Source organism: Chitinophaga sp. W3I9 (genome assembly GCF_050434025.1).
GTDB lineage: Bacteria > Bacteroidota > Bacteroidia > Chitinophagales > Chitinophagaceae > Chitinophaga.
The window spans coordinates 6,832,613-6,859,114 of the sequence record NZ_JBNPWC010000001.1; the positions used below are offsets into that span (position 1 = coordinate 6,832,613).

The window sequence follows — 26,502 nt, forward strand, 5'->3', positions numbered from 1 at the left end:
AAGCAAAAAATACTATTATATTAATTAATTTATAATATAACTCAAGATTTCTGATCCTTAAATATAATCGAATGAAAATAGTAGTAATAGGAAACGGTATGGTGGGATACAAATTTTGTGAGAAGATCATTTCCAAATCTGCCGACACCCCGATTGAACTCGTTGTATTTGGAGAAGAGCCCCGTCCCGCCTACGATCGCGTACATCTCACCTCCTGGTTTGACGGCAAAACAGCCGACGACCTGCTACTTGCTACCGCCGACTGGTACGTAGAGCAAGGCATCCGCCTGCACCTGGGCGACCCGGTATTGCAGATTGACCGTATTAATAAAACAGTGCAGTCATATAAAGGTATCGTGGAAACCTACGATTACCTCGTAATGGCCACCGGCTCAGCCGCATTTGTACCGCCGGTACCCGGCATGGATAAAAAAGGCGTATTCATTTACCGCACGATAGAAGACCTGGAAATGATGAAGGCTTATGCCCCGGGAGCCAGCAGCGGCGCCGTAATAGGCGGTGGGTTGCTGGGACTGGAAGCCGCCAAAGCCCTCCTGGACCTCGGTATTAACAATACGCATGTGGTGGAGTTTTCCTCCCGCCTCATGCCACGCCAGATAGATGAACAAGGCTCCTCTATCCTGCAGAACAAGCTGGCCAGTCTGGGACTGAAAGTGCTTACCGGCAAAAACACCCGTGAAATACTGGGTGAAGAGGCCATAACAGGATTACAGTTTTCCGATGATACCATCCTGGAAGCAGACATTCTGGTAGTGTCTGCGGGCATTAAACCCCGGGATGAGCTGGCACGCGCTGCCGGCATCACCGTTGGTCCGCGCGGGGGGATTGTGGTAAACGAACAGATGCAGACAAGTGACTCCTTTATATATTCCATCGGTGAGTGCGCACTTTACAACAACATGATCTATGGCCTGGTGGCCCCGGGTTATGAAATGGCAGAAGTGGCCGCCTCTCATATCACCGGTGAAGCCAAAGCCTTCACCGGTTTCGATATGAGTACCAAACTAAAACTCATCGGGGTGGATGTAGCCAGCTTCGGCGATCCGTTCCCGGCTCCGGAAAGCTGTCACAGTATAGTATTTGAAGATAAATTTAAAGGCACCTACAAAAGGATCAACATTACGCATGATGGCCAGTTCCTGCTGGGAGGTATATTAATAGGAGATGCAGCTGCCTATAACATGCTGCTGCAAACCACCAAAAACAAACTGGCCCTGCCGGCTAACCCGGAAGATCTATTGCTGGGCAACAGAAGCGGCAGTGCCGATACCGGCGCCGGCGTTACGGCCCTTCCGGATGAAGCGATTATCTGCAGCTGTGAAAGCGTCAGCAAAGGCGCCATCTGCCAGGTGGTAACCGATGGTTTTGAAACGCTGGACGAAGTAAAGAAATGTACTAAAGCCGGTACCTGCTGTGGTGGCTGTACGCCGATGGTAAAAGACCTGATCACCGCCACCATGAAGTCACAGGGCAAATATATCCGCAACGTGGTTTGCGAACACTTCCAGTACTCCCGCCAGGAAATGCTGGATCTGATCAAAGTAAAATCACTCCGTTCCTTTGATGAAGTACTGGATCACTACGGCAACGGCGAAGGCTGCGAAGTATGTAAACCGGTAGTTGCCTCCATCCTCGCCAGTTTGTGGAACGACATGATCCTTGACAAAGGCAACGACACTGCGCAGGATTCCAACGACCGCTACCTCGCCAATATCCAGAAAGGTGGTACTTACTCCGTGGTACCGAGAATTCCCGGCGGCGAAATTACGCCGGAAAAGCTGGTAGTGATTGGTCAGATTGGTACTAAATATAACCTCTATACGAAAATCACCGGAGGACAGCGTATCGATTTGTTTGGTGCGCATCTCAGCGATCTGCCCAATATCTGGGAAGAATTGATTGCGGCGGGTTTTGAAAGCGGTCATGCTTACGGTAAAGCACTCCGCACGGTAAAAAGCTGTGTAGGCTCTACCTGGTGCCGCTTCGGACTGCACGACAGCGTGAGTTTCGCTATCCGGATAGAAGAACGCTACCGCGGATTGCGGGCGCCGCATAAAATTAAATCGGCGGTTTCCGGTTGTATCCGGGAATGTGCAGAGGCACAGTCGAAGGACTTTGGCATCATCGCCACAGAAAGAGGCTGGAACCTGTATGTATGCGGTAATGGCGGCTCCAAACCGCAGCATGCGCAATTACTCGCATCAGATATCGACAGTGAAACCTGTATCCAATACATCGATCGCTTCCTGATGTTTTACATCAAAACTGCCGATCCGCTGACCCGTACAGCTACCTGGCTCAACAAGCTGGATGGTGGCATGGATTATTTACGCAATGTGGTGTTGAATGACAGTCTTGGTATTGCCGCCCAGCTCGAATCAGAAATGCAGTTGCTGGTCGACAACTACAAATGCGAGTGGCGCGAAGTGGTGGAAAATCCTGAGTTGCGTAAACGTTTCTCGCACTTCGTAAATGCACCGGCTGATAAAGACCCTACTGTAAAATTTGAAACGATGCGCGCCCAGAAGAAAGCCGCAGAATGGAAATAATCTCTTTACACAAAAAATATACTGCTATGTCTACTACTCACACAACTACTACCAGCTGGTTCCTCGCCTGCAAAACATCAGATGTACCTACCAATGGCGGCGTTTGCGTAAAGTATAAGGAGGAGCAGATAGCGCTGTTCTTTTTTGCCCGCAGAAATGAATGGTACGCCACTCAGAACCTTTGCCCCCACCGCCAGCAGATGGCGCTCAGCCGCGGCATGACCGGCACTGTACAAGACGAGCCTAAAGTAGCCTGTCCTTTTCATAAAAAAACATTCTCCCTGAAAGATGGCCGTTGCCTGTCTGATGAACACGAATGTTCCCTCACTACCTACCCTGTAAAGATCGTGGACGACATGGTGTATATAGGCGTAGAAGCTGAGATGGAGATGGCAGGTGTATAATAAAAAAACGAAACCCGGTAGCTGGCAGGCTAACCGGGTTTCTGATCCGGAAATGATTGGCTCATTCAAAATCAACCAAAGTTACATGAAAAAATGGTTTCCAGGCAAGGTATCATTGATACTTCCCGGACTGCTGTTATCGCAGTACGGCTATGCCCAGCTCTCACTCGGTGCGCAACTCAGGACCCGCACCGAACTACGTAACGGACAAGGCGCTCCGCAGCCTGAAGGCGCCGCACCAGCTTTTTTTACTTCCCAGCGCACCCGGTTAATGGCCGGATTCAGCGCTTACCGGATCAAGCTGGGATTGACAGTACAGGATGTACGCGTATGGGGACAAGACGGATCCACCATTAACCGTACTACCACTCCGGATAATAACGGGTTTATGCTGCATGAAGCCTGGGCGGAAATATTGCTGACAGATACTGTGGTGAAGAATAAGAGCCTTTCTCTGAAGATCGGCCGCCAGGAACTGGTGTATGACGACAGCCGTTTGCTGGGTAATCTCGACTGGCTGCAGCAGGGCCGCCGGCACGATGCAGCGGTATTAAAGTATGAAAGTAATGCGTGGACCCTGCATGTGGGCGCCGCGTTTAACCAGAATAAAGAAAATGCCAGCGGCAGTGTGTACAATGCCACGCCTCCCGGTAATTATACCGCAAATACCAATGGCGGCAACATGTACAAAAGCCTGGAGTTTGCTTATGTATCCAGGAAGCTGAACAAAGGCAACTTATCTTTTCTTTTCCTGACGGATCAGTTTTCAAAATACCACATCGACAGTGTAGAGCATGTGGCCGTAAAAGTATATGAAGGCGCGGTAAATACCCGTATGACCACCGGGTTGTTTTACACACAGGCATTTAACAAATTTACCTATACAGCTGCCGCGTATCATCAGTTTGGTACCAACGGGAACGGACAAACGGTGAGCGGCAGTTTACTTTCCGGTTCTTTCTTTTATAGTGTAAATAAAACTTTCAGCGCCGGCGCCGGGGCAGATTATACCAGTCCTGATTTTGATCCGCTGTATGGCACCCCGCATAAGTTCTGGGGTAATATGGATTATTTCTATGTGGCCAGCGGATTTGGGAATAAGGGATTACAGGACTATTACGTAAAAACAAAACTAAAGCCGGGACCGCGTTGGGCATTGACCGGCGACGTACACGAGTTTTTCAGTGCAGCCGATGTAACGGGCATGAATAAACAGTTTGGAACAGAAGCAGATGTAACAGCAAATTACACACTTACCAAAATGATAGGCCTGGAAGCAGGTTACAGTCACTTCTGGAGTACTGCTACCCTGTCTTCTCCTACTGTTAAAAATGTAAAAAACGCTGCTCCAAACAGTAACTGGGCATACATATCGGTGAATATCCGGCCCGAATTCCTGATTAAATAACCTGTAAAAACACAACACATGGCTGCTCCTTTAGAAAAATTAAAAATATTCAGTCTTGATACCATACAGATGCGCACGTTCCATATTACGTGGCTCATGTTTTTCGTTTGCTTTTTTGGCTGGTTCGGGTTGGCGCCGCTGATGCCTACCATCCGCACGGATCTTGGTTTAACCAAATCGCAGGTGGGTAATATCATCATTGCTTCCGTATCCGGCACTATCATAGCGCGGCTGATCATTGGCCGGCTCTGTGATACCTGGGGGCCACGCAAAACCGCCATCCGGCTGCTGCTGATAGGTTCGTTGCCGGTATTCCTGGTAGGGTTATCAAAAGACTATACTTCCTTTATGCTGTTCCGTTTAGCCATCAGCGTTATAGGCGGTTCTTTTGTTATTACGCAGTTTCACACCTCCCTTATGTTCGCCCCTGCCATCAAAGGCACCGCCAATGCTATTACCGGCGGCTGGGGCAACCTGGGCGGGGGCGTTACCAACATGGTGATGCCGGTGATATTTGCCGCAATTGTTGGTTTTGGTTATACCAAGCCCGAAGCGTGGCGCTATGCGATGATACTGCCGGGAGTGATGATGCTCGGTGTAGCGTATCTGTATTACCGTTATACAAAAGATACGCCTAACGGAAATTTTGATGAGATTGGTTATAATAAAAAAGATAATAAAACGGATTGGTCGGTGTTGGCCGACTGGCGCATCTGGGCGCTGACAATGGCATACGGAATGTGTTTTGGCATGGAGATCACTTTTGATAACGTTGCCTCTTTACATTTTGTGGATACATTTCAACTTTCGCAGGGCAGCGCAGGGTTCTGGGCCGGCATCTTTGGTTTTATGAACCTGTTTGCGCGCGCATTGGGAGGCATTATTTCAGACAAGGCAGGCGCCAGATTTGGCATGAAAGGGAAAGGATGGTTATTGGCCCTGATGCTGCTGGCGGAAGGAATCGGATTATTGTTATTTGCGCAGGCAGGATCACTGGTAGTAGCTATCATAGCGATGCTGAGCTTTGCACTGTTCCTGAAAATGGCCAATGGCGCCACTTATGGGATTGTGCCTTTTATTAACGAAAAAAATGCCGGGCTGGTAAGCGGTATTGTTGGCGCCGGGGGAAACCTGGGCGGGATGATGTTCGGCTTCCTGTTTAAATCAGACAGCATCAGCTACGTACAGGCGTTCACGTATATCGGTTATGTGGTGATTGGTATTTCCTGTATTGTAATGCTCACACGCTTTACCCGGCAGCCTGCCAGCGAGGAAGCACCGGTAAGAACACCGGTAGCGGTATCATAAATCATTGTAAAACCTTTAGCATGCAAGCATCATTCAAAACCACCTGTTGTTACTGCGGCGTAGGCTGTGGAATAGTGGTACATAAAGACCGGCAGGGCAAGCTGCATGTGGAAGGTGATAAAACACACCCGGTTAACAAGGGCATGCTTTGTTCCAAAGGTATGAATCTGCATTATACCGTGATGGATACATCAGACAGGTTGCTGTATCCCGAAATGCGGTATCACCGTAACCTTCCACGGCAAAGGGTTACATGGGACCAGGCACTGGAAAGAACTGCTGCTGTATTTGCAGCCATCATCAAAAAACATGGTCCGGATGCCGTAGCCTTCTACGCATCCGGGCAATGCCTTACGGAAGAATACTATGTAGTAAATAAGCTAATCAAAGGATTTATTGGCAGCAACAATATAGATACCAATTCGCGGTTGTGTATGAGCAGTGCAGTAGCTGCTTATAAAATGGCTTTGGGAGAAGATGCAGTGCCTGGCACCTATGATGATATAGAGCAGGCCGACTGCATCTTTGTGGCAGGTGCTAATCCTGCCTGGTGCCATCCTATTTTATGGCGCAGGGTAGAAGCCGCAAAGGCAGCCAACCCCGCCATGAAGATCATTGTAAGTGATCCAAGGGTTACACAGAGCTGCGCGCTGGCCGATCTGCACCTGCAGGTGAACCCGGGTACCGATATTGTATTGCATCATGCCATAGGCAGGGCGCTCATCACTGCCGGCTTTACCGACAGCTCCTTTGTAGAGGCGCATACCAATGGTTTTGATAAGTACAAGGATACCGTGATGGAACGCACCATAGAAGAAGCGGCAGCCATTTGCGGTGTTGCAGCAGAAAATATTCACCGGGCAGCAGATTACATTGGCAATGCCACTGGTTTCATGACGTTCTGGACAATGGGGCTGAATCAAAGCTCGGTGGGTGTGCATAAAAATCTTAGTCTTATTAACCTGCACCTGATCACCGGGCATATCGGCAAGCCCGGCAGCGGTCCTTTTTCCCTGACCGGTCAGCCTAACGCAATGGGCGGCCGTGAAGTTGGCGGTTTATCCAATCTTCTGCCTGCGCACCGGGTGCTGAACAACCCGGCGCACCGCAAAGAGGTACAGGCTTTCTGGGGAGGCACAGAGCTTTCTGATAAGCCGGGTCTTACTGCCACCGAGATGTTCACCGCACTGAACGACGGACGGTTGAAAGCCATATGGATCATGTGTACCAATCCGCTGGTGAGTTTACCCGACGCACGCTTTGCCGAAGCAGCACTGCAAAAGGCGAAGTACGTGGTGGTGCAGGAAATTTCCAGTAAACCGGAAACACTGCGCTACGCAGATGTGGTATTGCCCGCCGCAGCCTGGACGGAAAAAGAAGGCACCATGACCAATGCAGAACGCCGCATCAGTTATCTCTCCAAAGTAAATGATGCACCTGGCGAAGCGTTGCCGGATGCCGAAATTATTTGCCGCTTTGCGCAAAAAATGGGGTATCACGGGTTCGACTATACGAATGTATCAGAAATATACGACGAACATTGCCGGCTTACTGCCGGTACCAATATTGATGTAAGTGAACTGAACTATGATATTATAAAGGCGCAGCGCAGCGTGCAGTGGCCCTATCAATCGGGCAACGGCACGCCGCGCCTGTTCCGCGACCACCGGTTTTACACCCCTGATGAAAAGGCGGTGATACATAGTTTTGACGATGACAACAGGTCAGAGCCGCTCAGCCATGAGCTGCCGCTGATACTGACTACCGGCCGCATACGCGACCAGTGGCATACCATGAGTAAAACAGGTAAGGTAAGTAAGCTGAAGCAGCATATTTCCTCCTCCTTCCTTGAAATACATCCCGAAGATGCGCGGCAACGTGGCATTTCGGCAGACGATATTGTTACCGTTACCAATGGACGCGGTACGGTACGGGTGAAAGCCCAGCTTAGCACCACCATCAAAAAAGGAGTTGTCTTCCTCCCGATGCACTGGGGAAAAATCCTTCAAAACGATCTTCACCGCGCCAATAACCTGACTAGTCCGCTGCTTGATCCGATTTCCAAACAGCCGGATTTTAAATACGCAGCGGTACAGGTAGCACGCTACCGGAAGCCGGTGCAAAAAATTGTGCTAATAGGCGCCGGAGCCGGCGCCTGCGGATTTGTAAAGTCGTACCGGGAATTAAACACCTCAGATGAAATAGTGGTGTTCAGTAAAGAGGACCTGCCGTTTTACAACCGGGTAATGCTTCCGGATTACATCAGCGGCACGCAGCAATGGAAACAACTGGTAAAAATGACCCGTGCAGAAGAAAAAGCCTATAATATTACCTTGCACAGAGGCGTCAGCATTACGCATATCGACCGTACCAATAAGTTGCTCACTGACAGTAACGGGAACGTGCATACGTATGATATCCTGCTGATGGCCACCGGCAGCCGGGCAGCCACGCTGCGTGATATTCCGCCTATACCCGGCATTTTCACCATGCGCACGCGGATGGATGCAGATGCCTTCAAACAACATATAGATCCTTCCAAAGGGAAAGTAATGATAGCAGGAGGTGGATTATTGGGGATAGAGCTGGCAGCATCTCTCAAAGAAATTAATATAGACGTTGGCGTTATACAACGCACTTCCCGGTTAATGGACCGCCAACTGGATACACTGGGCGGGCAGCTTCTTTATGAAGAACTTACCGACAGGGGTATTGAGATTTATTACAATGATGAAATTAACCGTTTCTCCGGGCAGGATCAACTGGAAGGCATCCAGCTGAAAAGTGGTTTGTACATTCCCTGCCAGGCGGTGGTAATGTCCATAGGAACGGTGCCTAATATAGAACTGGCCCAGGCGGCGCAACTGGAGTGCAACCGCGGTGTAGTGGTGAATGAATATCTTCAGACCAGTGATCCGGAAATTTATGCTATTGGCGAGATTGCTGCTTTCAATGGCACCCTGTACGGCATCACTGCCGCTGCAGAGCAGCAGGCGGAAGTAGTGGCCCGTTATCTTAACGGCGACATCAGCAATTATTACCAGGGTTCCCTGTTTATGAACATCCTGAAGATGCATGGCACTGATCTTTGTTCGCTTGGTATGGTAGAAACACCGAAAGACCCGGCTTATGAAGAGGTTGTTTTTATTGACAAGGCGAAACGTTATTATAAGAAATGTATTATTCACCAGGACCGGCTGGTGGGCGCCATCCTGATTGGCGACAAATCGGAGTTTGCAGAATTCAGGGATCTGATCCAGCAAAAGATCGAGTTATCAGATAAGCGGCTGGAGTTACTTCGTTCAGGTAAGAAAGGAACACCGGTAATTGGCAGGCTGATATGTTCCTGCGGCAATGTGGGCGAAGGAAATATTACGGAGAAGATAGCAGGAGGTTGCGATAACCTGCAACAGCTTTGCCAGGCCTCCGGCGCCGGTTTGGGCTGTGGCAGCTGCAAATCAGAAATAAAGACCTTGCTGGAAAAATCGATTCAGAAAACCGTGGCAGCACTTGTATAATTATGGCTAAACACACGCATACTTTACCCGTTAATTTCACCGGTGGCATTATTTCACCGGGATACCTGCTGGAACTGCTGGAAACAGCTGCAGCAGCGCAGGCTACACATGTGCGCTTTGGCTTACGGCAACAATTACTGGTGGATATACCGGATAAAAATTTAGCGGCCTTTAAAAAGAACTGCGCAGATAAACAGTTGCCCATAGCAGACCAGCCTAATATCATGAGCTCCTATCCTGCTGCCGGTATCTTTATCCACGACAGCTGGCTGAGTGAAGGAATTTATAAAGATGTATTTAACGGCTTCGACTATACGCCCACACTGAAAATCAATATCTGCGATAGTCAGCAAACATTTGTACCGTTGTTCACCGGGCATATCAACTGGATCTCTTCAGGCAGCCTGCATTACTGGTACCTGTATATCCGCATGCCGGGAAGCCAGCAGCTGTACGCCTGGCCGGAGCTGATCTATACCAATAACATTGCTGCCATGAGCAAGCAACTGGAGCAGAGTATCAACGAAGGCGATACTCCCGAGGAAGTATACCAGCAGGTGAAACAAGTAGCGAGCTATATTGGCCGCCCGAAGGAGAAGGAACCTGATCTGCCGGCTTTCCATTTACCATACTACGAAGGTTTTAATAAGTTCGAAAATAGTTACTGGTTAGGTATTTACCGGCGGGATGAAGATTTCCCGATAGCTTTTTTGAAAGAAGTATGTACCATTTGCCTGGAAACACGCATCGGGCAATTGTATGCCACACCGTGGAAGTCGCTGATCATAAAAAATATTGAACCGGCCCACCGCAAGCTATGGGATTATGTGTTAGGGAAATATGGCATCAATGTGCGCCATGCGGCGAATGAATTAAACTGGCAGGTGGAAGACAACTGTGAAGACGGGCTTGTGCTGAAACGTCATATCATCCGTTACTTTGATACGGCCGATGTACGCACCTATGGTTTGTGCTTCAGTGTAAGGATTAACCGCCCGGCAAGTCTTTTTGGAACGGTGGTGATCCGTAAGCAGGAAAACAAACATGGCAGCAAGCTGAAGTATATGCAGCGTTACGACATTCTGTATACGGCCGGTTACAACGCCAACTCCGCGCAGTTGTTGTTATACCGCGAAGGTGTTTCCAAAGAGCACCTGGGGCCTTACATTGTAGCGCTGTGCAGAACTTTTTACGAACGGGAAAGCGAGGCGGATGTATTACAGCATTATGTAACCGAGCAACAATCGCTGGCGCCTGTTGCCGCTGTTGAACGGATAGTACATCAATGCCAGGTGTGCTTAACGGTGTATGATGATGATGCCGGTGATCCGGAACAGCAAATCCCTGCGGGTACTGCTTTCAGTGAGTTACCGGAAGATTATTGCTGTTCCGTATGTTCATCCCCGTTGGACGAATTTAAAGCGATCAACGAAGCGGATTTACATCCCGCTACTTTATCCACACACACTGTGTAAATGCGCCGTTGGCGGCAACGTCCCATAATTCAAACCGTACCCATTTACGGTTTTCCAGATTGGTATTAAATGTAAATGTGGTGGACCCGAAAGATTGTGTCTGATGCAGTGAGATTTTTTCCCGGTAAACCTCTTTTCCATCACCTGAGATGATTACCGCATAGTTAAGCGGGAAAGTCCAGCTGGCAGTTACTTTCACAATTCCTTTCTCTGCAGCGGCAATGGTATTGCCGGAAGATTTCCCATTTACCGTAAAAGCGGGTAACAGTATTTCACCGGTGGTTACAAAAAACTTTCCCTGCTGCATGGCATCCAGCACAGGCTGCCAACCCTCTTTAAAAGCAGGCAGGCGATCCAGTTGAAGATAGTTTACGTTGAGGTGTCCGTACAGTTCATCTTCCGGCGTGATACGGAAAAGATCTGCTTCCGCAATCATTGTTTTGTGCAGGCCCCAGTTGGCCATATCATCCAACAGATCCAGTGCCCGCTTGCCGAGATAAGGCTGTGAAAGATCGCCAGGCAAAGCCTTCCAGGCGGCGCCCATAAATTTGGACGAGGTAAAAAATGCTTCCTCCTTATATTTATCAGGGAACCCGGTTGATCCTTTGGTGCGTGCGTGGGCAGTCCAGGCCATGCCTTTTTCCGTTTGCAGCAGTTGCAGCATTTCTTCTTTATTGCCTACACGGTATACCTTCCCGTAAGTTGGATCATTGGTTACAAAAGGCTGTGCCGGTTTACGATCCATCACCCAATAAACCGGTTTGGGAAAGATGTTCATCCAATGGCCACCGAAGAAGTTGTTAGGTTCTTCGCCTGGGAGCAATAAAAAATTTCCTGCAGACAATCGCTCGCACTCTTTGAATAGTGTTTGCTGTTCCAGGAAGCGTTCACCTTCCGGACCACGCGGATGGCCGGGGCCGTGGAATTCGCCCAGGTGGACAATATTCACACCCGTTTCACGAAAAGCTTTTATGAAAGCCGGAATTTCGGGCATCGGCAGCTTATTTAACACATCGGCGGTATGCTCCTGGTGAAAATGGCTGCTCATCGTATAGTATCCGGGAAGCGGCGCATAAACGTCACTGTGAGTATAGCGGCGAACATACTGCAGCGTTTGCCCTGCTGGGGTGTTACTGAGCAAACAAAAGAAATGAAGGCGCTGCGCCGTGCCTGGAGGCGCGTTAAACCAGGGCACCCATCTTTTATCTCCTCCCGGTTCCTGCCGGATACCGATACCATAGCCGGGTGCATCTTTATTATAATTATTTCCGTACCAGGTGAAGGACTGGTTGAAACAATTATCCAGCGGGTAAAAGAACTGGTGCGGCGCGGGGAATAATGCCAGGCTGCCGGCTTTGCTTTCACCGATGATGGTGCGGTATTTAACGGCGACGTTGGTGCTTTGTGTGCCCGCTACTGCCGGCACTGACTTCATCATGCCTTTGGGATCGGACCAGTGAATTTGCTGCCAGGGTATATCTGTAGCCGTTAGTCCGGCATCGTATAATATTGCAGTGGAATCTTTTTGGGTGGTCATCACGGCGGCTATATTCATTAGTCCGCTGCCATTGTAAAGGGTTATTTCTACCACGCCGTTAAAGGGACCGGCCGTAGCACCTGCCACCCGTAATACCGTGCGGGAGCCATCTGTAATAACGGCTATACTGTCTTTCTGCAATTGTACCGGATAAGTGGTACGTGGTAATTTATCCGTTTTATCAAAGAAGATATTCCATCCGTTTTGTGAAATCAGGTCGCGCTTACCGGTAGTAAGGAAAAATACAGGCTGTAACCCTGACGCCACCTGCTGCCATTCTTTTTTGCCGGCGTTCCAGCTGAGGCTGCGGATAAGCGGATTTTGCTGTTCCATGTTCAGTACAATACGCGCTTGTGTATTAGTGCCTGCATTCCACACGGCGGTGAGCTGTTGATCAGCTACGCTTACCTTTACTTCTTCGGAGGGCTTGAACGCATGGAGGTCAACCGGCACCTGCGCCGCTACAGGCAGGTAAAAAAAACAACAGCAGGCAATATATTTAAAGAAGGACATAACACGTGGACGTTTAAATACAGAAAAAGGGAGAAATCATTACCTCGACGGTAATCATCTCTCCCCTACAAAATATATAATTGTCCTGAAAACAACCTGCTATTTTTTATAAACAGCGGTTGCTTGTAACTGGTTCAGTAAAATGACCGGTGGTTGTGTGGCAAACTTAATAAAATCTGCTGCGCTCACCTGACCTTCGTAAGGTATGAAAGCGCCTTCCTTTGGCCCGTTGCGCCAGAAGAGCGCATAAGACATCTGATACTTTTGCAGTACGGGCAGGAATGTTTTTGTCCACCACTCCGCCTGTGGCGTATTGATGTTGCCCACTTCCGTGAGTGCCGGTACTTTGTGGTGTTTTGCGGCTATTTGCTGAAGGATACTTAACCGGTTGTTAAGATCTTTTACAAAATAGGCTACGTCTTTATTACAATAAGCATCAAAGCCCAGCACATCCACATAGGCATCACCGGGATAGCGTTCCAGGTATTCTTTTTCTGTAGCAAAATCCGCGGCGGAATAAACATACAGCAGGTTATGCAATTGTTTCACATCGCGCAGGTAGTTGACGGTGAACTGCCAGATGTCTTTAAATTCTTCCGGTGTGCAGGACGATTTGCCCCACCAGAACCAGTTACCGGTATGTTCATGAAACGGACGGAACAATAAAGGAATTTCTTCTCCCTTATTATTTTTTATTTTATGAAGATAAACGGCCAGTTTATCCAGGTAAGCTTTGTAAGCCGCGTGATGCGCACCACCGGGGATAATACTTTTCACCGTGTTCGGATCAGTACTCCAGGCGGTGGCTTTTGTAACCGGGTCGTTGAAATGCCAGCTGAAAGTATTGATGCCGCCGTTTTCGTATACCCATTTCATATATACCACAATAGAATCGAAAGGAACACCGTCCAGGTTATGGGTGCTGTCTTTCTCCAGACGACCCAGTTCCCAGCCGAACACGCCGGGGTACTGCCCCGTTAACCTTTTCACATCAGACTCGCCTGTTTTGTAGGCCCATTGCATGCCGTAGGCCAGGTCGTCCTGGTGGCCGAGGATGACGCCCTTATCCAGCAGCGCCGACATGTTATGCAGCAGCTGCCTGGTTTCCGGCGTCGCCTTTTTATCGACAGGCTGCTGCTGGGCGAGCGCCGGTATGGCGCCCATCAATGCAGCAGTGATGATGGTTCTTAACTTCATGTTGTTCATTTAAACATTACAGAAATGACTGGTTCTTACTCACCTGGTCGCATATACGTTGTACGGTACTATCGGACGTAAAACCATCTGCCGGTGTATTGATGGCGTAGTCCAGCATTTTATCCACCGTGGTAACGGCAACGTGCATACGCGTATCTGACGAAGCATAATATACAAAGATATTTCCTTCTTCGTCTGTTACCCAACCGTTGGAAAATAAAACGTTGGATACGTCTCCCACACGCTCCTCGCCTTCCGGCGCCATGAAATAGCCGGCAGGTTTATGTATTACCTCGGTGGGTTTTTCCAGCGAGGTGATAAATACATAGAGTGTGTAACGCAGGCCTGCGGCGGTGTTGCGAACACCATGGGCTAAATGTAACCAGCCTTTACTTGTTTTAATAGGCGCTGGTCCCAAACCGTTCTTTGCTTCATATACGGTGTGGTATACTTTTTTATCCAGCAGTTGTTCTTCGTGAATAACAGCGTTGGTAATATCGTCTGCTAGTCCGAAGCCGATGCCACCGCCATTTCCGGCTTCAATAAATCCATCCTGCGGACGGGTATAAAAAGCGTATCTGCCGTTTACAAATTCCGGATGCAGTACTACATTCCGTTGTTGCGGGGAAGGTGTTTGCAGATCCGGCAACCGCTGCCAGGAGCGGAGATCTTTGGTGCGGACAATGCCGCATTGCGCCACCGCAGCAGATTGATCGCCCGGTGCTGCAGCCGGATCCCTGCGTTCCACGCAAAACAGTCCGTAGATCCATCCGTCTTCATGCTGTGTTAAACGCATATCGTATACGTTGGTTTCCTGGTCGGCCACCTGTGGCAGCGCAATGGGATAATCCCAGAAGCGGAATTGATCGATACCGTTTGGACTTTCAGCTACGGCAAAGAAAGATTTACGGTCGCTGCCTTCCACCCTGGCCACGAGGTAAAACTTATCATTCAGCCGGATAGCGCCGGCATTGAACACCGCGTTGATGCCGATACGTTCCTGCAGGAATGGATTGGTATCCGGATTCAGGTCAAATTTCCAGAAATAAGGTATATGCGCTGCCGTTAGTACGGGGTACTTATACCGGTTATAGATACCATTGTATGTTCCTGAAGGTTCATTGGTGCGTTGTACCAGTTGCTCATATTGCGCCTGCAGCTGTTCTACCTGCAGGGTCGTGTTTTTCATTGTATACTCCATAAACATGATTTAATATCCACTGGTCTGTTTCAGGTTGCCCTGCGACAGGTCAATTTCTTTTTGAGGAATGGGGAAGGTGGGATATTTACCACCGGCAAATTTGCTGATCCAGGTACCATAGAATTTTCCTTTCAGATCGCCCCTTGCTTCATATCCGTTGGCGCCCCATTTTTTGTAGTAAGCATCCAGTGCAACGGTATTATCCGTACGGATAAGATCCCAGAGACGAACGCCTTCCATGCCCAGTTCTACGCGACGTTCATGTGCAATATCTTTCAGCAGTTGTACATCGTTGGTATACACACGCATTGGCAAGAGGTTGGCAGCAACGGTAAACTGTTGCTTTACACGCACCGGGTCTGTTTTAGGTGTGTTGTTGGCACGTTTGCGTACTTCGTTGAGATAAAATACGGCGGTATTTACATCTTTAGCGGCAGTTGACCGCACGAGTGCTTCTGCATACAACAGGTACATATCTGCCAGGCGGACAATTTTTTCGTTCATGCCGGCGCCGCCGGTGGTCATGCCGTCGCGTTCGGCCTGCAACATCATCACTTTATAGGAATGGTACTGATATACGTTGTTGATGGAATTCTTTTCTTCCACCTGTTCCGCCGGTGTTTTTGCCTGGAAAATATCTTTGGAATAGGTAAGCGTATAAATGATACGTGGGTCGCCTGCTTCAAACTCATTGGCCAGGTCTTGTGTTGGCTGGTTAAAGCCCCAGCCCCAGGTGTTGCGGGATGATTCGTATACATTGCGGATAGCGCCTTCTCCATCGCTGGACCAGTTCCAGGTATTGGTATAGTTGATTTCAAAAATATTTTCGGCGTTGAAATCGCCCGTACCCGGACGCCACAGCGAATTGAAAGTTGGCGACAGCTGGTAGCCTCCGTTCTTTACCAGGTCTGATAATACAGGCACGGCTGCATCATACTTCTTCTGAAACATCAGTGACTTTGCGAGAATAGCCTGTGCGGCGCCTTTCGTAGCACGCCCTAACTCCGAAGAAGGAATGGTTTGTTTTGTATAAAGTGCGGGAATAGCTTCCGTCAGGTCTTTTTCCACCTGCGCCCATACATCTGCCACCGGTTTCCTGATCATCATTTTCGGATCTACCTGTGTGTAGTTGGTAACGCCGTTGGTGAACAGGGGCACATCGCCGTAGGCCATTGCCAGGTAATAGTAGCCCAGGGCGCGGAGGAACTGTGCTTCTGCGCGGTAGCGGTTCTTCGTGGTTTCATCTCCTTTAAAATCCGCTTTGGTATCAATACTCTCCACCAGGATATTTGCTTTCGTGACGGCTTTGTAACATTGTGTCCACAGCTTATAGGACCAGTCGTTGGTAGACAGTGGCCGGCATTCCACCAGGGCTTCCATATCCGGGCCGTCGCCAATGGTTTCACCGCCTTTCAGGGCGTCGTCGCTGGCCATATCGCCATATACGAAGCGGGCCAGTTGTGATTCTTCTTCCTGGAAAGCATCATAGGCGTCCATCAGGCCCATGTTTACTTCCTTTGCATTGCTATAGAACTGGTTGACGTCTGTTTTGGCAGGCACGTCGCCTTTGATAAAATCTTTTGAACAGCTGCCCAGTAAGAGTGCTGCCGGTAATGCTATACATATCAGCCTTTTCATTTCTTGTCAGTTAAAAAGTTATTAGAATTTCAAACTTGCACCTACCTGCATCGTGCGCACCTGTGGATAAGTGTAGTTATCCACCCCCATCAAACGCGACATTTTATTCTGGTCGCTGCTGTTTAACTGGTAAGCGCCTACTTCAGGATCCAGACCGGTATACTTTGTGAAGGTGAACAGGTTTTGTGCAGCTACGTATATCCGTAACTGTTGTAGTCCCATGCGTTTGATCAATGCTTCCGGCAAAGTGTATCCCAGCTGGATATTTTTGATGCGCAGGTAGCTGCCGTTTTCCACATACCAGTCGGATGCGCGGTAGTTATCGTTCGGATCGTTCACCGACATTTTCGGATATTCGTTGGAGTGATTTTCCGGTGTCCAGGCATTGTAGGCAGCGCCGGCCTCCACGTTGTTAAAGCCAAGCGGATGCTTTGTTAAATATTTGGTGGCATTGAACAGTTTATTTCCGGAAACGCCCTGCAGGAAAAGCGAAAAGTCAAATGCTTTGTACGACAGGTTGATATTGGCACCGTATGTAAATTTGGGGTGCGGGCTGCCGATGGCGGTTTTATCTGCATCGTTGATCACGCCGTCGCCGTTCAGGTCTTTGAAGCGGAAATCGCCGGGGCCTGCATTGGGCTGGATTACTTCGCCTTTGCTGCTCTTGTAGTTGTCCACATCAGCCTGCGACTGGAAGACACCATCTGTTTTCCAGCCATAGAATTCACCGATGGGATGGCCTTCTGCTGTTCTGGAGAAACTGAGTACACGCAGTTGCCAGCCTACGTCTTCCACATATGGCTGACCACCGCCGAGGCTCAGCACTTCATTTTTATAGGTAGAAATATTACCACCAACAGCATAGTGTATTGCACCAGCATCGCCTTCATAATTCGCGGAAAGCTCAAAGCCTTTGTTGCTTACGTTACCGGCATTCACCCAGGGATAAGGCACGCCAAACATGGAGGCAGTTGGCATAGCGATGAGCATATCCCTTGTTTTGCGGTTAAAATATTCCGCTTCAATTTTCAGGCTGTTTTTAAATAATCCGAGTTCCAGTCCTACGTTCGACTGCTCCGCTGTTTCCCATTTGATATTCCCGTTGCCAAGATTATCCATAGAGTAGCCCGGCATTACCACGGATGTACCGTTACCAAGCAGGTAGTTACGACCCAGGCTGTTGGCTACAAACGTGGTGTAGGCGCCGTTGGGAATGTTCTGGTTACCTACTTGTCCCCATCCTGCGCGCAACTTTACATTGGTCAGCCAGGCAAGGTCGATGTCCTTAAAAAACTGTTCCCTGCTGATCACCCAACCACCGGAAACGGCAGGGAAAACACCAAACTGTTTATCTGTACCGAAGTTAGAGGAGCCATCGCGGCGCACACTTGCGGAGAACAAATATTTATCGGCGTAGCTGTAGTTGGCACGTGCAAACTGTGACATCAGCGACCAGCGCGCTGCGCCGCCGCCGCTTTTGTCGTTCATGTTACCGGCATCGAGGAACCAGTAGTTTTCTTCGTTGCCCAGCTGGCCTTGTTTGCTGCCATTAAGATAGGTGTCACGGCTGCGTTCCGCGCTGATACCGGCCAGTACATTCAGGCGATGCTGGCCGAATGTCTCCGGCCAGTTCAACGTGTTTGTCCAGTTGTAATAATTATTAGATGCCTTTGAAGAATTGGCCTGCGGCGTTTCCAGCAGGTCGCTCGGCTTCATATAATAAGTAGGGCTGAAAGTCCATTCATCTGCGCGGGAAATGTTCAATCCGAAGCGGGTAGTAAACACGAGGCTTTTGAGGATGTTTACGTTGGCGAAAACATCTCCTACCATCCGCAATGTATTTCGTTTGCCTACTTCCCTTGCCAGGATCGCTTTAGGGCTGCTGCCGAATACGGTGGCAGAGGTAGCCCATTTGCTGTATGGATCGCTCTGGTCTTTTGATGGGTCCAGCACGGGGATCAGCGGATCGTAGGGAATGATGTTGCCCATGATACCGGGGATTTCATCACCGATTACATTTGTTTGTTCGTTGGAGATGCTGAGGTTTTGACCGATAGTAAGCCATTCTTTTGCTTTCGCAGAAGTGTTGGCGCGGAAAGAGATGCGGTTAAAATCAGAGGGATCGATAATACCTTTCTGATCGAAGTAACCGCCGCTGATGGCATAGGTTACTTTGTCGGTGCCACCGTATACACCGAGGTTATAGCTTTGCACAGGAGCGTTCTTCTTCACCGTTTCTTTCCACCAGTTAGTATTATATCCTTTGTTATACTGTGTCAGTGCATCTTTATACTGATCGGTAGTTTCGCCGTACACATTTTTTACCATGTAGAGGTATTCATCGCGGCCGGCTGGTTTATAATCTTTCCACGGACTGTTGAGACCATAATATGCATCCAGCGTGATCTGTGATTTACCGGCTTTACCTTTCCGGGTGGTGATGAGCACAACGCCGTTGGCAGCGCGGGAGCCATAGATGGCGGTAGCAGAAGCATCTTTCAGGATTTCCATGCTTTCTATGTCAGCAGGGTTGAGATAGTTCATACCACTTACCGGCACACCGTCTACCACGTAGAGAGGGTCGTTATTATTTACCGTTCCTATTCCACGAATGCGGACCATTACCGGTGAGCCGGGGACGCCGGATGCAGACGTAACAGTTACGCCGGCGGCGCGGCCCTGTAATGCCTGTTCCACGCCTGTTACCGGTGCGCTTTTTACACCGGCAAGATCTACTTTGGTAATAGAAGAGGTAAGATCGGATTTGCGTTGCGTACCATATCCTACCACGATAACTTCACCAAGCGCTTTGGTATCCGGTTGCAGTTGAATGTCGATCGTATGGCGACCAGCAAAGGGTTCCTGTTTGGCCAGGTATCCCATGAAAGTAAAGCTGAGTTGCGTGCCATTAGCGGGGATATTCAGCTGGTATTTACCAGTGGCATCTGTTACCGCGCCGGCAGTAGTGCCGGTCACCTGTACGCTTACGCCCGGCAAAGCTATGCCGGTGGTGGCATCCCGTACCACTCCTGTTACTGTTTGCTGTTGTGCATAAGTACCCAGTGGTACTATCAGCGTGAGAAAGAAAATAAAAAGAAGGCATCGTTTCATAACGGTCATATTAAATTGTGTAGTACAGATAGGCAAAAAGATTCCCTTTCCGGAAACGGGTGTTTCCGGTGAACTGTTTTTATATGTGAATAATGGCTTGGTTGCCGGCTGACTTCAGGAGATATTTAAACCGGTACTTTTTTAATCCGCAGCTTATGCTTACCTGTAATACCTGTTAAGCCCGGCTGATATAATATCAAATGATGCAGTGCTGATCCGGATTGCTTTTTTCTTTGGCAAAGAAGGCTGGAAGTCCCGTAAGTACTGCTTGTAAAAGTAGTTTTGTTCATAACGTTCGTACGAGTGTTATCAGGACACTAAAAGTACGGACGTATAAAATACTTTAATGACACTTTCTTTTCCAAATGTTGTACTATTTCAATCAAATAATGATGTTAAGCATACGCGGAAGAAAAACATCCTTGATAAGAAGCGCCTTTTTTTCTCCAGGAAAAGAACTTTTAATATTTACTTTTATTCCGCAGCGCTTACAATGCGCTGGATTTAAACCTATTCCCGTATGAAGATAAATTTATACTGTAGCATGAGTGTCCAAAAATTACTTATTTCAACCTGCGTAATACTACTATCAGTTCTTCAGGTGACTGCACAACACAAACCCTTCACGTTTGGAGTAAACGCCGGGTTTAACCTGTCGAATGCCCATGAAACAGTGAACTATATTATTGGAGACAAAAAGAGTAAGCCCGGATTCCAGGTGGGATTTATTACAGACTACAACCTGTCGGATGCGGTTTATTTACGATCCGGTGTTTCACTCACCGTCAAAGGGACCATACACGAAAGTGCTGAAAGGTGGATTGGCGGCAGCAATGCGCCGATCACCTATAGCAAAATAATAACCAATCAAACTTATCTTCAGTTGCCTCTTCTTATCGGGTATAAACTCCCGCTTACTTCCAGTACCCGGCTGTTTATAAATGCAGGACCTTATATTGCTTATGGTATCGGGGGAAAAGAGGTAACAAAGAACAAAACAGTTCACTCGTCCGGGAAAACCGATTATGAAAAAACCTCAACGGATACATTCGGGGATACACGACACCCTTTATCAAGAACGGATTTCGGGATAAGCTCCGGTGTGGGGGTGGAATATAAAAGGTTTTCTCTGGGGGTAAACTATGAGCCGGGTTTGATAAATATCGGGGAGATTAAGGAAGAGGGTACTTATTCCGAACGGGATTATAAAAACAGGAATTTATCTGTTACTGTGGGGTATAGGTTGTGATCTCTTATCAATGAAGATAAACAGTATTTAAGTACCTGTTGCCGAGATAATGCTTCATTCAAAGCCGCCATGGAGGAACAGGCAACAGCGGCTCCCGGCCACTCCCACATCCTGGCGGAAAAAACAGCATCTTAGCAGTTATGGCTGCGGATATATTTTGATCTGCAGCCATAAGTATGTATATTTGTATAGTTATGGCTGCGGATAAAGATACTGGATTAGAAAACAAATTGCACGTCTTTAAGGAAAAGACGGGTACAAAAAAGACTTTGTTCCTTACAATGGTGACTACTTACGGTACCAAAGACAATGTATATAAAACAGGAATCATTCAGAACGAAGTAACGATGGAAGACTTGTTTAAACGGTAAAATACAATCCCCTGCATTTCCAAGGCCATTTCTCCCCGGATTTGCCTAATTTTGCGTCGTCAAATGCCACAAACAGGTGTGTGAGCGCAGATCATGTTAGCAAATATTCAAAATGAAACCGATGCCAGGCAATACCGCATCGCTATCTCCGTCTTCTTTTTCATCTCCGGATTAGGTTATTCCTCCTGGGCTTCCAGGATACCCTCTATCAAACAACAATTGCATTTAAACGAGGCGCAGTTCGGATTGGTATTATTAGCCCTCCCTATCGGGCTGATGCTTACAATGCCCATTACCGGCAGGCTGCTGGGGCTATTCAGCGCCAGGAAGATCATGGTATTTGGCGCGATGGTGTTTAACCTGATACTAAGCCTGCCGGGTTTCACCACCAGTATCTGGCAGCTGGCGCTGGTATTATTTTGTTTTGGCTCTGCCCGTAACCTGCTGAACCTTTCCATGAACTCGCAGGCGGTACAGGTACAGCACCTGTTCCCGCAATCTATTATGACCACCTTTCACGGCATCTGGAGCGTGGCGGGCTTCGCAGGGGCGGCTATTGGATACCTGATGGTGACCATGAACGTGGCGCCTTCCTATCATTTGCTGATGATCAGTGTTTTATTACTGGTATTCACCATCTATTACTATCCAAAAACATTACCGGACCAACCGGTGAGGGAAACAGTAAAAAGAGCGGCCTTTGCGCTTCCTGATAAATCATTATTGAAATATTCTTTGATCTGCTTCGCGTGTATGGCTACGGAGAACACCATGTATGACTGGAGCGGGCTATACTTTGAAAAAATTGTTGGCAGCACTAAATCCACTGCCGTGGCTGCATTTGGTATATACATGGTAGCCATGACCACCGGGCGTTTTATCGGCGACAGGCTCGTCAACAGGCTGGGTATTAAATCAATGCTGCTGTACAGTGGCTGGTTCATCCTCAGCGGGCTATTGCTGGCTATTTTGCTGCCTTATCCGGTTACTGCCGGTATCGGGTTTATTTTTGCCGGACTGGGCGTGGCATGTGTAGTGCCACTCGTATTTAGTTTGGCTGGACGCTCGAAGAGCACCAACAGCGGGCAAACGCTGGCCTCTATTTCCACCATCGGCTATCTTGGATTCATGATAGTGCCGCCACTGGTGGGATTAGTGGCCCAGGCGACCAGTTTACGCTGGTCGTTTGCCATTATGGCGATGTGCGGTTTAGCGATTGTGGCCCTTGTAAAAGGAATGAAGGAATAAGTAAAAGCGGAGAGAATTCCCCTCCGCTTTTACTGCTAAATAGTATACTTCTCTTTCAGGATCGCCCGCTCCTTTTCCCCGATACCTAATTCTTTCTCAAAGAAATTTTCCACTGTGCCGTACTTGCCTTTAATAGCATTAAAAAGGCTGTGCAGCAGCTCCGGTTTCAGTTCCAATGCTTTACGGATGGTTTCTTCATCCATACCTGTACTTTGCTGCATACCCTGGAACATCCGCTTATTCATGGGCAATAGGTATACGTTACTGGCGGTGAAGTCGGCTTCAATTGTTTGTTGCGGTACACCTAATGCATAAAGGAACAAAGCGGTAGCCATACCGGTTCTGTCGCGGCCACCGGTGCAATGGTACATGATGGATTCATTGGCCGGTAACACCAGCAGTTTCTGGAACAGTGGTTTATAACGATCGCCCAGGTATTGGGTGTTGCCATAAAACTTCTCCAGGAAATTACCCTTCTTAATAATTTCGCCCATTTGTGCAGCACCTGGCAAACTATCGCTGCCAGCGGGACATAACAGGTAATCCGTTTTTGGCAGCAAATGATCCGGCGCCGCAGCGGCTTCTTTTACCCCACGGAAATCTATGACGGTATGAATATGTTTCTGCTCCAGTACGGTGAGGTCCTGGTCTGTCAGGTGGCTTACATCAGCAGAGCGGAATACTTTACCCCACACTACTTCTTTACCATCTGTTGTTTTATATCCGCCTACATCGCGGAAGTTAACCGCTCCCTGCATGCGCACAACTCTTTGTGCACTATCGGTCAATTGGGCAAAGGTTGCCATGGGTAAGGCTATAGCCAGTACCAGCATTATTCTTTTCATATTGTATTTGTTATTTTTTTTGAGAGATGATGTTATTTGATGATGTCCCACCGGATACCAGCCTGACCACGACTGCCATACCATTCTTCGGCGGCAACACGGCGCTTGTCACCCATATAGGTTTTCAGTGGTTCGTTGGTGATATTGTTCAGCTCTGCAAACACCCGTATTTTGGAGGTGATGTTTACAGTAGCGGAAGCATCTACGGTAAAGTTCTTATCTGTCCAGATATAAAAATCCTTACCCAGCTGCTGGTTGATCGTTTCCACAGATGCGCCGCGGTAATTGCCTGCAATACGGATCATAAGACCATTGCGTTCATAAAAGAGGATGCTGTTAAAAAGGTGACGCGATTGGTTGGGCAAACTGGTTTTATCGGTGATCTTATTTCCGCTCACGGTTCTGGGTACTTCTACCGAAGAACTGATAAACGTGTAGTTCAGCTCAGCGCCCAATCCACCGAGGATGCCTGGTAAAAAATCGAAGCGTTTGTTGATCCCTGCTTCCAGCCCGGTGAGCGTTGCATTGTTCAGGTTCTTTGCCTGTGCCACCACATAGTTCACGCCATTCTCCGTGTAATAATTTTTATTGGCAAAAATTACATTGCTGATCTGTTTATAAAAAACACCACCGGAAATGAGACCAATATTTTTGAAATAGTATTCGCCCATCAGGTCGAAGTTATTGGAGAAGGTTGGCTTCAGATCAGGATTTCCTTTGGTGATGGTCACGTTGGAGCCGGTGTTGTCCACAGATTCGCCGGGTGTGAGATCCGTGAAATTCGGACGGATGAAAGTACGGGTATAAGCGGCGCGCAGGTTTGCCTGGTCGTTGATACTGTATTTCAGGTGCATCATGGGCAGCAGCGCGTTGTAATTGTTTTTGACGGTGGCTGGTGTAATGGTGGTTACTTTTGGAGTGCCTTCAGCAGTGGCTTTGGAGCCATGCAATGTAAATGCCGTGTATTCATTTCTGACACCGGCAATCATTTTCAATTTATCTGTGAGATCGATTTCTGCCATGGCATAAGCGGCTGCTACATTTTCCGTACCCGTATAAATGTTGGTGGCATTGGTTTTAGATGTGTAGTCGGCAAAGCCGTTCTTGCGCAGGGTGGCAGTATCATACAAATCAAACAGCTGTTGTTTGGTGATGGGATCTATCATGAACTGATCATAGTTACCTTTCAGTCCCTGGAAGAAGCCGCCACGCACCGGGAAATCGGTGCGCTGGAGTGTGTTCAGCGGCAGCAGGTCCGGCGATTTGGGGATGCCCAGTGCGGCGCCGGGGAGGTATACGATGTTGGAGCCATACATACCGGCGCGATCTTTATGCCTGTATTTGGCGCCGAACTTCAGGTTTACCCGCGAAGAGGCGCTCACTTTGAAGTTCAGCTGTGCTGTTTTATCTTCTTCTTTTGTATCCAGTTGCGCAATTACTAACTGCTGCAAAGTGAGTTTCGACGGGTCCATTACTTCCCCGCTGTTTTTGATGCCGGCATCAAAGTGCAGCGGATCACCGCCCACACCTTCCGGTGAATCGAAACCCCAGTACCGTTTCCCATCTGCAGAAAGATTATTAAACCCGCCGGTTATTTTCTGACGGAAAGTAGCGATGGGTAATCCTTTATTATTGTTGGTAGGTGGTGTTTCCAGGAAATATTTTGTGTAGTAGTCGCTGACGGTCCAGTCCATTTTCACTTTGGAAGACAGCTGATGTTCGCCCCCCAGTTCACCGCCGTTGAGCACGGTCTGGTAATAAGAGTAGCGGTAGTTGTACTGATAGCGGCTGTTATTGTAATCCACATAGGATTCATATACCGGGCGGATATCGTTGAATTTATCCATCAGGCCACGAAAGAATATTTTATTGGAGGAATTGAATTTATATTCAAGTCCGACGTTGGCGCCATAGGTCTGGCGCTTACCCATATATCGTTTCAGCATGACGGTGCTGATAGATTTTTGTTGTGCGGGATTGGTCAGGCCGGTATTGTAGGCCACTTCATACGCATCTGTTCCCCACTGGCGGTCCCAGATGGCGCCGGCAATCATGACGCCCAGTTTATCTTTAAAAAAGCGATCTCCGTAGACCAGGGATGCGTTGTAGGTAGCGTCTTTTGAAAAAGTATTGTAACCGCCTGCCGCGCTAACATTGAGTGTTCTTTTAGCGGGGGCGGTGCGGGTGATGAAATTAATGGAACCGCCAATGGCGTCGCCTTCCATGTCTGGTGTGATGGCTTTGGCCACCTGTACATACTGGATAATTTCTGAGGGTACCGCGTCCAGCACCGAGTTACGGTTACCGAGTACGTTGGCGCTTGGCAGGCGGCTGCCATTGAAAAGGGTGGATGTCCATGCGAAGGGCGTACCTCTCACGGTGGCGGCATCGGCTTCTCCGTGATAGCGGGCTACCGCCACACCCTGTACACGTTGTACCGCTTCGGCGGCATTGCGGTCCGGTAATTTACCAATGGCATCGGCCGCGATTACATCCATGATGGCGAGGGAATTCTTTTTAATGCTGAGGGCCTTCACCGTGGAAGGCGCCATGGTTCCCTTTACCAGTACTTCTCCCAGTTTACCGCCGGTGGGCGACAACGTGATATTACCGGCGTCGTTGATACCGGGTTTTACGGTTAGTTCCAGTCGTTGCGTTTCGTGTCCTATATAAGATACCAGCAATGTTACTTTACCGGTGGTGTGTAGGTTGATGGTGAAGGCGCCATTCAGATCGGTGGAGGTGCCTTGTCTGGTTCCGGCGGTTTGTACAGAAGCGCCGGGCAGGTGTCCTTCCCTGCCGTTAATAATTCCCTTGATGGTTTGTGCCTTTGCCGTGCCGGCCATTACCAGTAAAACCAGTAATGTGCAGTAACGGGAGCGTTTTAATGGTATAAAAATGCGATCCAT

At 48.6% G+C, this 26,502-nt stretch carries 15 protein-coding genes; 8 read left to right on the plus strand and 7 right to left on the minus strand.

What is annotated here, in order from left to right; all coding sequences use genetic code 11:
- Nucleotides 1–71 precede the first annotated feature (71 nt).
- From nirB to QFZ51_RS27645, 6 genes are all read left to right on the plus strand, one after another.
- Nucleotides 72–2,570 (plus strand): nitrite reductase large subunit NirB, encoded by a 2,499-nt coding sequence (nirB, locus tag QFZ51_RS27620; protein WP_429050646.1) that lies wholly within the window; start codon nucleotides 72–74, stop codon nucleotides 2,568–2,570.
- A gap of 26 nt (nucleotides 2,571–2,596) precedes the next feature.
- On the plus strand, nucleotides 2,597–2,974 hold the full coding sequence (gene nirD, locus QFZ51_RS27625; RefSeq protein ID WP_370908222.1) for a nitrite reductase small subunit NirD: 378 nt from the start codon (nucleotides 2,597–2,599) through the stop codon (nucleotides 2,972–2,974).
- An 85-nt stretch (nucleotides 2,975–3,059) separates the two neighbouring features.
- A complete protein-coding gene (locus QFZ51_RS27630) occupies nucleotides 3,060–4,382 on the plus strand; it encodes an alginate export family protein (RefSeq protein ID WP_429050647.1) in 1,323 nt (440 codons plus the stop codon).
- Nucleotides 4,383–4,400: 18 nt separating this feature from the next.
- Complete coding sequence (locus QFZ51_RS27635) at nucleotides 4,401–5,690, plus strand: MFS transporter (RefSeq protein WP_429050648.1); 1,290 nt, start codon at nucleotides 4,401–4,403, stop codon at nucleotides 5,688–5,690.
- A 20-nt stretch (nucleotides 5,691–5,710) separates the two neighbouring features.
- Nucleotides 5,711–9,208 carry a molybdopterin-dependent oxidoreductase gene (locus QFZ51_RS27640; RefSeq protein ID WP_429050649.1) on the plus strand — a complete coding sequence of 1,166 codons (3,498 nt, stop codon included), beginning with the start codon at nucleotides 5,711–5,713 and terminating at the stop codon, nucleotides 9,206–9,208.
- A 2-nt stretch (nucleotides 9,209–9,210) separates the two neighbouring features.
- The gene (locus QFZ51_RS27645) at nucleotides 9,211–10,683 is read left to right on the plus strand and encodes a rubredoxin (RefSeq protein WP_429050650.1); all 1,473 of its coding nucleotides are present in this window, start codon (nucleotides 9,211–9,213) and stop codon (nucleotides 10,681–10,683) included.
- Here the strand turns inward: QFZ51_RS27645 and QFZ51_RS27650 are convergent.
- The 5 genes from QFZ51_RS27650 to QFZ51_RS27670 all read right to left on the minus strand — a co-directional run bounded on the left by QFZ51_RS27650 (nucleotide 10,658) and on the right by QFZ51_RS27670 (nucleotide 19,880).
- On the minus strand, nucleotides 10,658–12,733 hold the full coding sequence (locus QFZ51_RS27650; protein ID WP_429050651.1) for a hypothetical protein: 2,076 nt from the start codon (nucleotides 12,731–12,733) through the stop codon (nucleotides 10,658–10,660). The two genes, QFZ51_RS27645 and QFZ51_RS27650, sit on opposite strands and share 26 nt — an antisense overlap.
- 99 nt (nucleotides 12,734–12,832) lie before the next feature.
- A complete protein-coding gene (locus tag QFZ51_RS27655; protein WP_429050652.1) occupies nucleotides 12,833–13,930 on the minus strand; it encodes a glycoside hydrolase family 26 protein in 1,098 nt (365 codons plus the stop codon).
- 16 nt (nucleotides 13,931–13,946) lie between these two features.
- The gene (locus tag QFZ51_RS27660) at nucleotides 13,947–15,131 is read right to left on the minus strand and encodes a glycoside hydrolase family 130 protein (protein WP_429050653.1); all 1,185 of its coding nucleotides are present in this window, start codon (nucleotides 15,129–15,131) and stop codon (nucleotides 13,947–13,949) included.
- Between the two features lie 9 nt (nucleotides 15,132–15,140).
- Complete coding sequence (locus tag QFZ51_RS27665; RefSeq protein ID WP_429050654.1) at nucleotides 15,141–16,769, minus strand: RagB/SusD family nutrient uptake outer membrane protein; 1,629 nt, start codon at nucleotides 16,767–16,769, stop codon at nucleotides 15,141–15,143.
- A gap of 21 nt (nucleotides 16,770–16,790) precedes the next feature.
- Nucleotides 16,791–19,880 carry a SusC/RagA family TonB-linked outer membrane protein gene (locus tag QFZ51_RS27670; protein WP_429050655.1) on the minus strand — a complete coding sequence of 1,030 codons (3,090 nt, stop codon included), beginning with the start codon at nucleotides 19,878–19,880 and terminating at the stop codon, nucleotides 16,791–16,793.
- A 544-nt stretch (nucleotides 19,881–20,424) separates the two neighbouring features.
- On the opposite strand from QFZ51_RS27670, the gene QFZ51_RS27675 reads away from it, so the two are divergent.
- Together QFZ51_RS27675 and QFZ51_RS27680 are read left to right on the plus strand one after the other, a co-directional pair.
- Nucleotides 20,425–21,129, plus strand: a complete 705-nt coding sequence (locus QFZ51_RS27675) for a porin family protein (RefSeq protein WP_429050656.1) — start codon at nucleotides 20,425–20,427, stop codon at nucleotides 21,127–21,129.
- A gap of 464 nt (nucleotides 21,130–21,593) precedes the next feature.
- Complete coding sequence (locus QFZ51_RS27680; protein ID WP_370908234.1) at nucleotides 21,594–22,748, plus strand: MFS transporter; 1,155 nt, start codon at nucleotides 21,594–21,596, stop codon at nucleotides 22,746–22,748.
- Between the two features lie 35 nt (nucleotides 22,749–22,783).
- Here QFZ51_RS27680 and QFZ51_RS27685 read toward each other — a convergent pair whose 3' ends face one another.
- Nucleotides 22,784–23,593 carry a tyrosine-protein phosphatase gene (locus QFZ51_RS27685; RefSeq protein WP_429050657.1) on the minus strand — a complete coding sequence of 270 codons (810 nt, stop codon included), beginning with the start codon at nucleotides 23,591–23,593 and terminating at the stop codon, nucleotides 22,784–22,786.
- 32 nt (nucleotides 23,594–23,625) lie between these two features.
- Nucleotides 23,626–26,502 (minus strand): TonB-dependent receptor, encoded by a 2,877-nt coding sequence (locus QFZ51_RS27690; RefSeq protein WP_429050658.1) that lies wholly within the window; start codon nucleotides 26,500–26,502, stop codon nucleotides 23,626–23,628.

Coding starts and splice junctions, on each gene's coding strand:
- QFZ51_RS27650 (WP_429050651.1), bottom strand. CDS start 12,733: ATGTCCTTCTTTAAATATATTGCCTGCTGTTGTTTTTTTTACCTGCCT.
- QFZ51_RS27635 (WP_429050648.1), top strand. CDS start 4,401: ATGGCTGCTCCTTTAGAAAAATTAAAAATATTCAGTCTTGATACCATA.
- QFZ51_RS27680 (WP_370908234.1), top strand. CDS start 21,594: ATGTTAGCAAATATTCAAAATGAAACCGATGCCAGGCAATACCGCATC.
- QFZ51_RS27630 (WP_429050647.1), top strand. CDS start 3,060: ATGAAAAAATGGTTTCCAGGCAAGGTATCATTGATACTTCCCGGACTG.
- QFZ51_RS27655 (WP_429050652.1), bottom strand. CDS start 13,930: ATGAAGTTAAGAACCATCATCACTGCTGCATTGATGGGCGCCATACCG.
- nirB (WP_429050646.1), top strand. CDS start 72: ATGAAAATAGTAGTAATAGGAAACGGTATGGTGGGATACAAATTTTGT.
- QFZ51_RS27640 (WP_429050649.1), top strand. CDS start 5,711: ATGCAAGCATCATTCAAAACCACCTGTTGTTACTGCGGCGTAGGCTGT.
- QFZ51_RS27660 (WP_429050653.1), bottom strand. CDS start 15,131: ATGGAGTATACAATGAAAAACACGACCCTGCAGGTAGAACAGCTGCAG.
- QFZ51_RS27665 (WP_429050654.1), bottom strand. CDS start 16,769: ATGAAAAGGCTGATATGTATAGCATTACCGGCAGCACTCTTACTGGGC.
- nirD (WP_370908222.1), top strand. CDS start 2,597: ATGTCTACTACTCACACAACTACTACCAGCTGGTTCCTCGCCTGCAAA.
- QFZ51_RS27685 (WP_429050657.1), bottom strand. CDS start 23,593: ATGAAAAGAATAATGCTGGTACTGGCTATAGCCTTACCCATGGCAACC.
- QFZ51_RS27675 (WP_429050656.1), top strand. CDS start 20,425: ATGAGTGTCCAAAAATTACTTATTTCAACCTGCGTAATACTACTATCA.
- QFZ51_RS27690 (WP_429050658.1), bottom strand. CDS start 26,502: ATGGATCGCATTTTTATACCATTAAAACGCTCCCGTTACTGCACATTA.
- QFZ51_RS27670 (WP_429050655.1), bottom strand. CDS start 19,880: ATGAAACGATGCCTTCTTTTTATTTTCTTTCTCACGCTGATAGTACCA.
- QFZ51_RS27645 (WP_429050650.1), top strand. CDS start 9,211: ATGGCTAAACACACGCATACTTTACCCGTTAATTTCACCGGTGGCATT.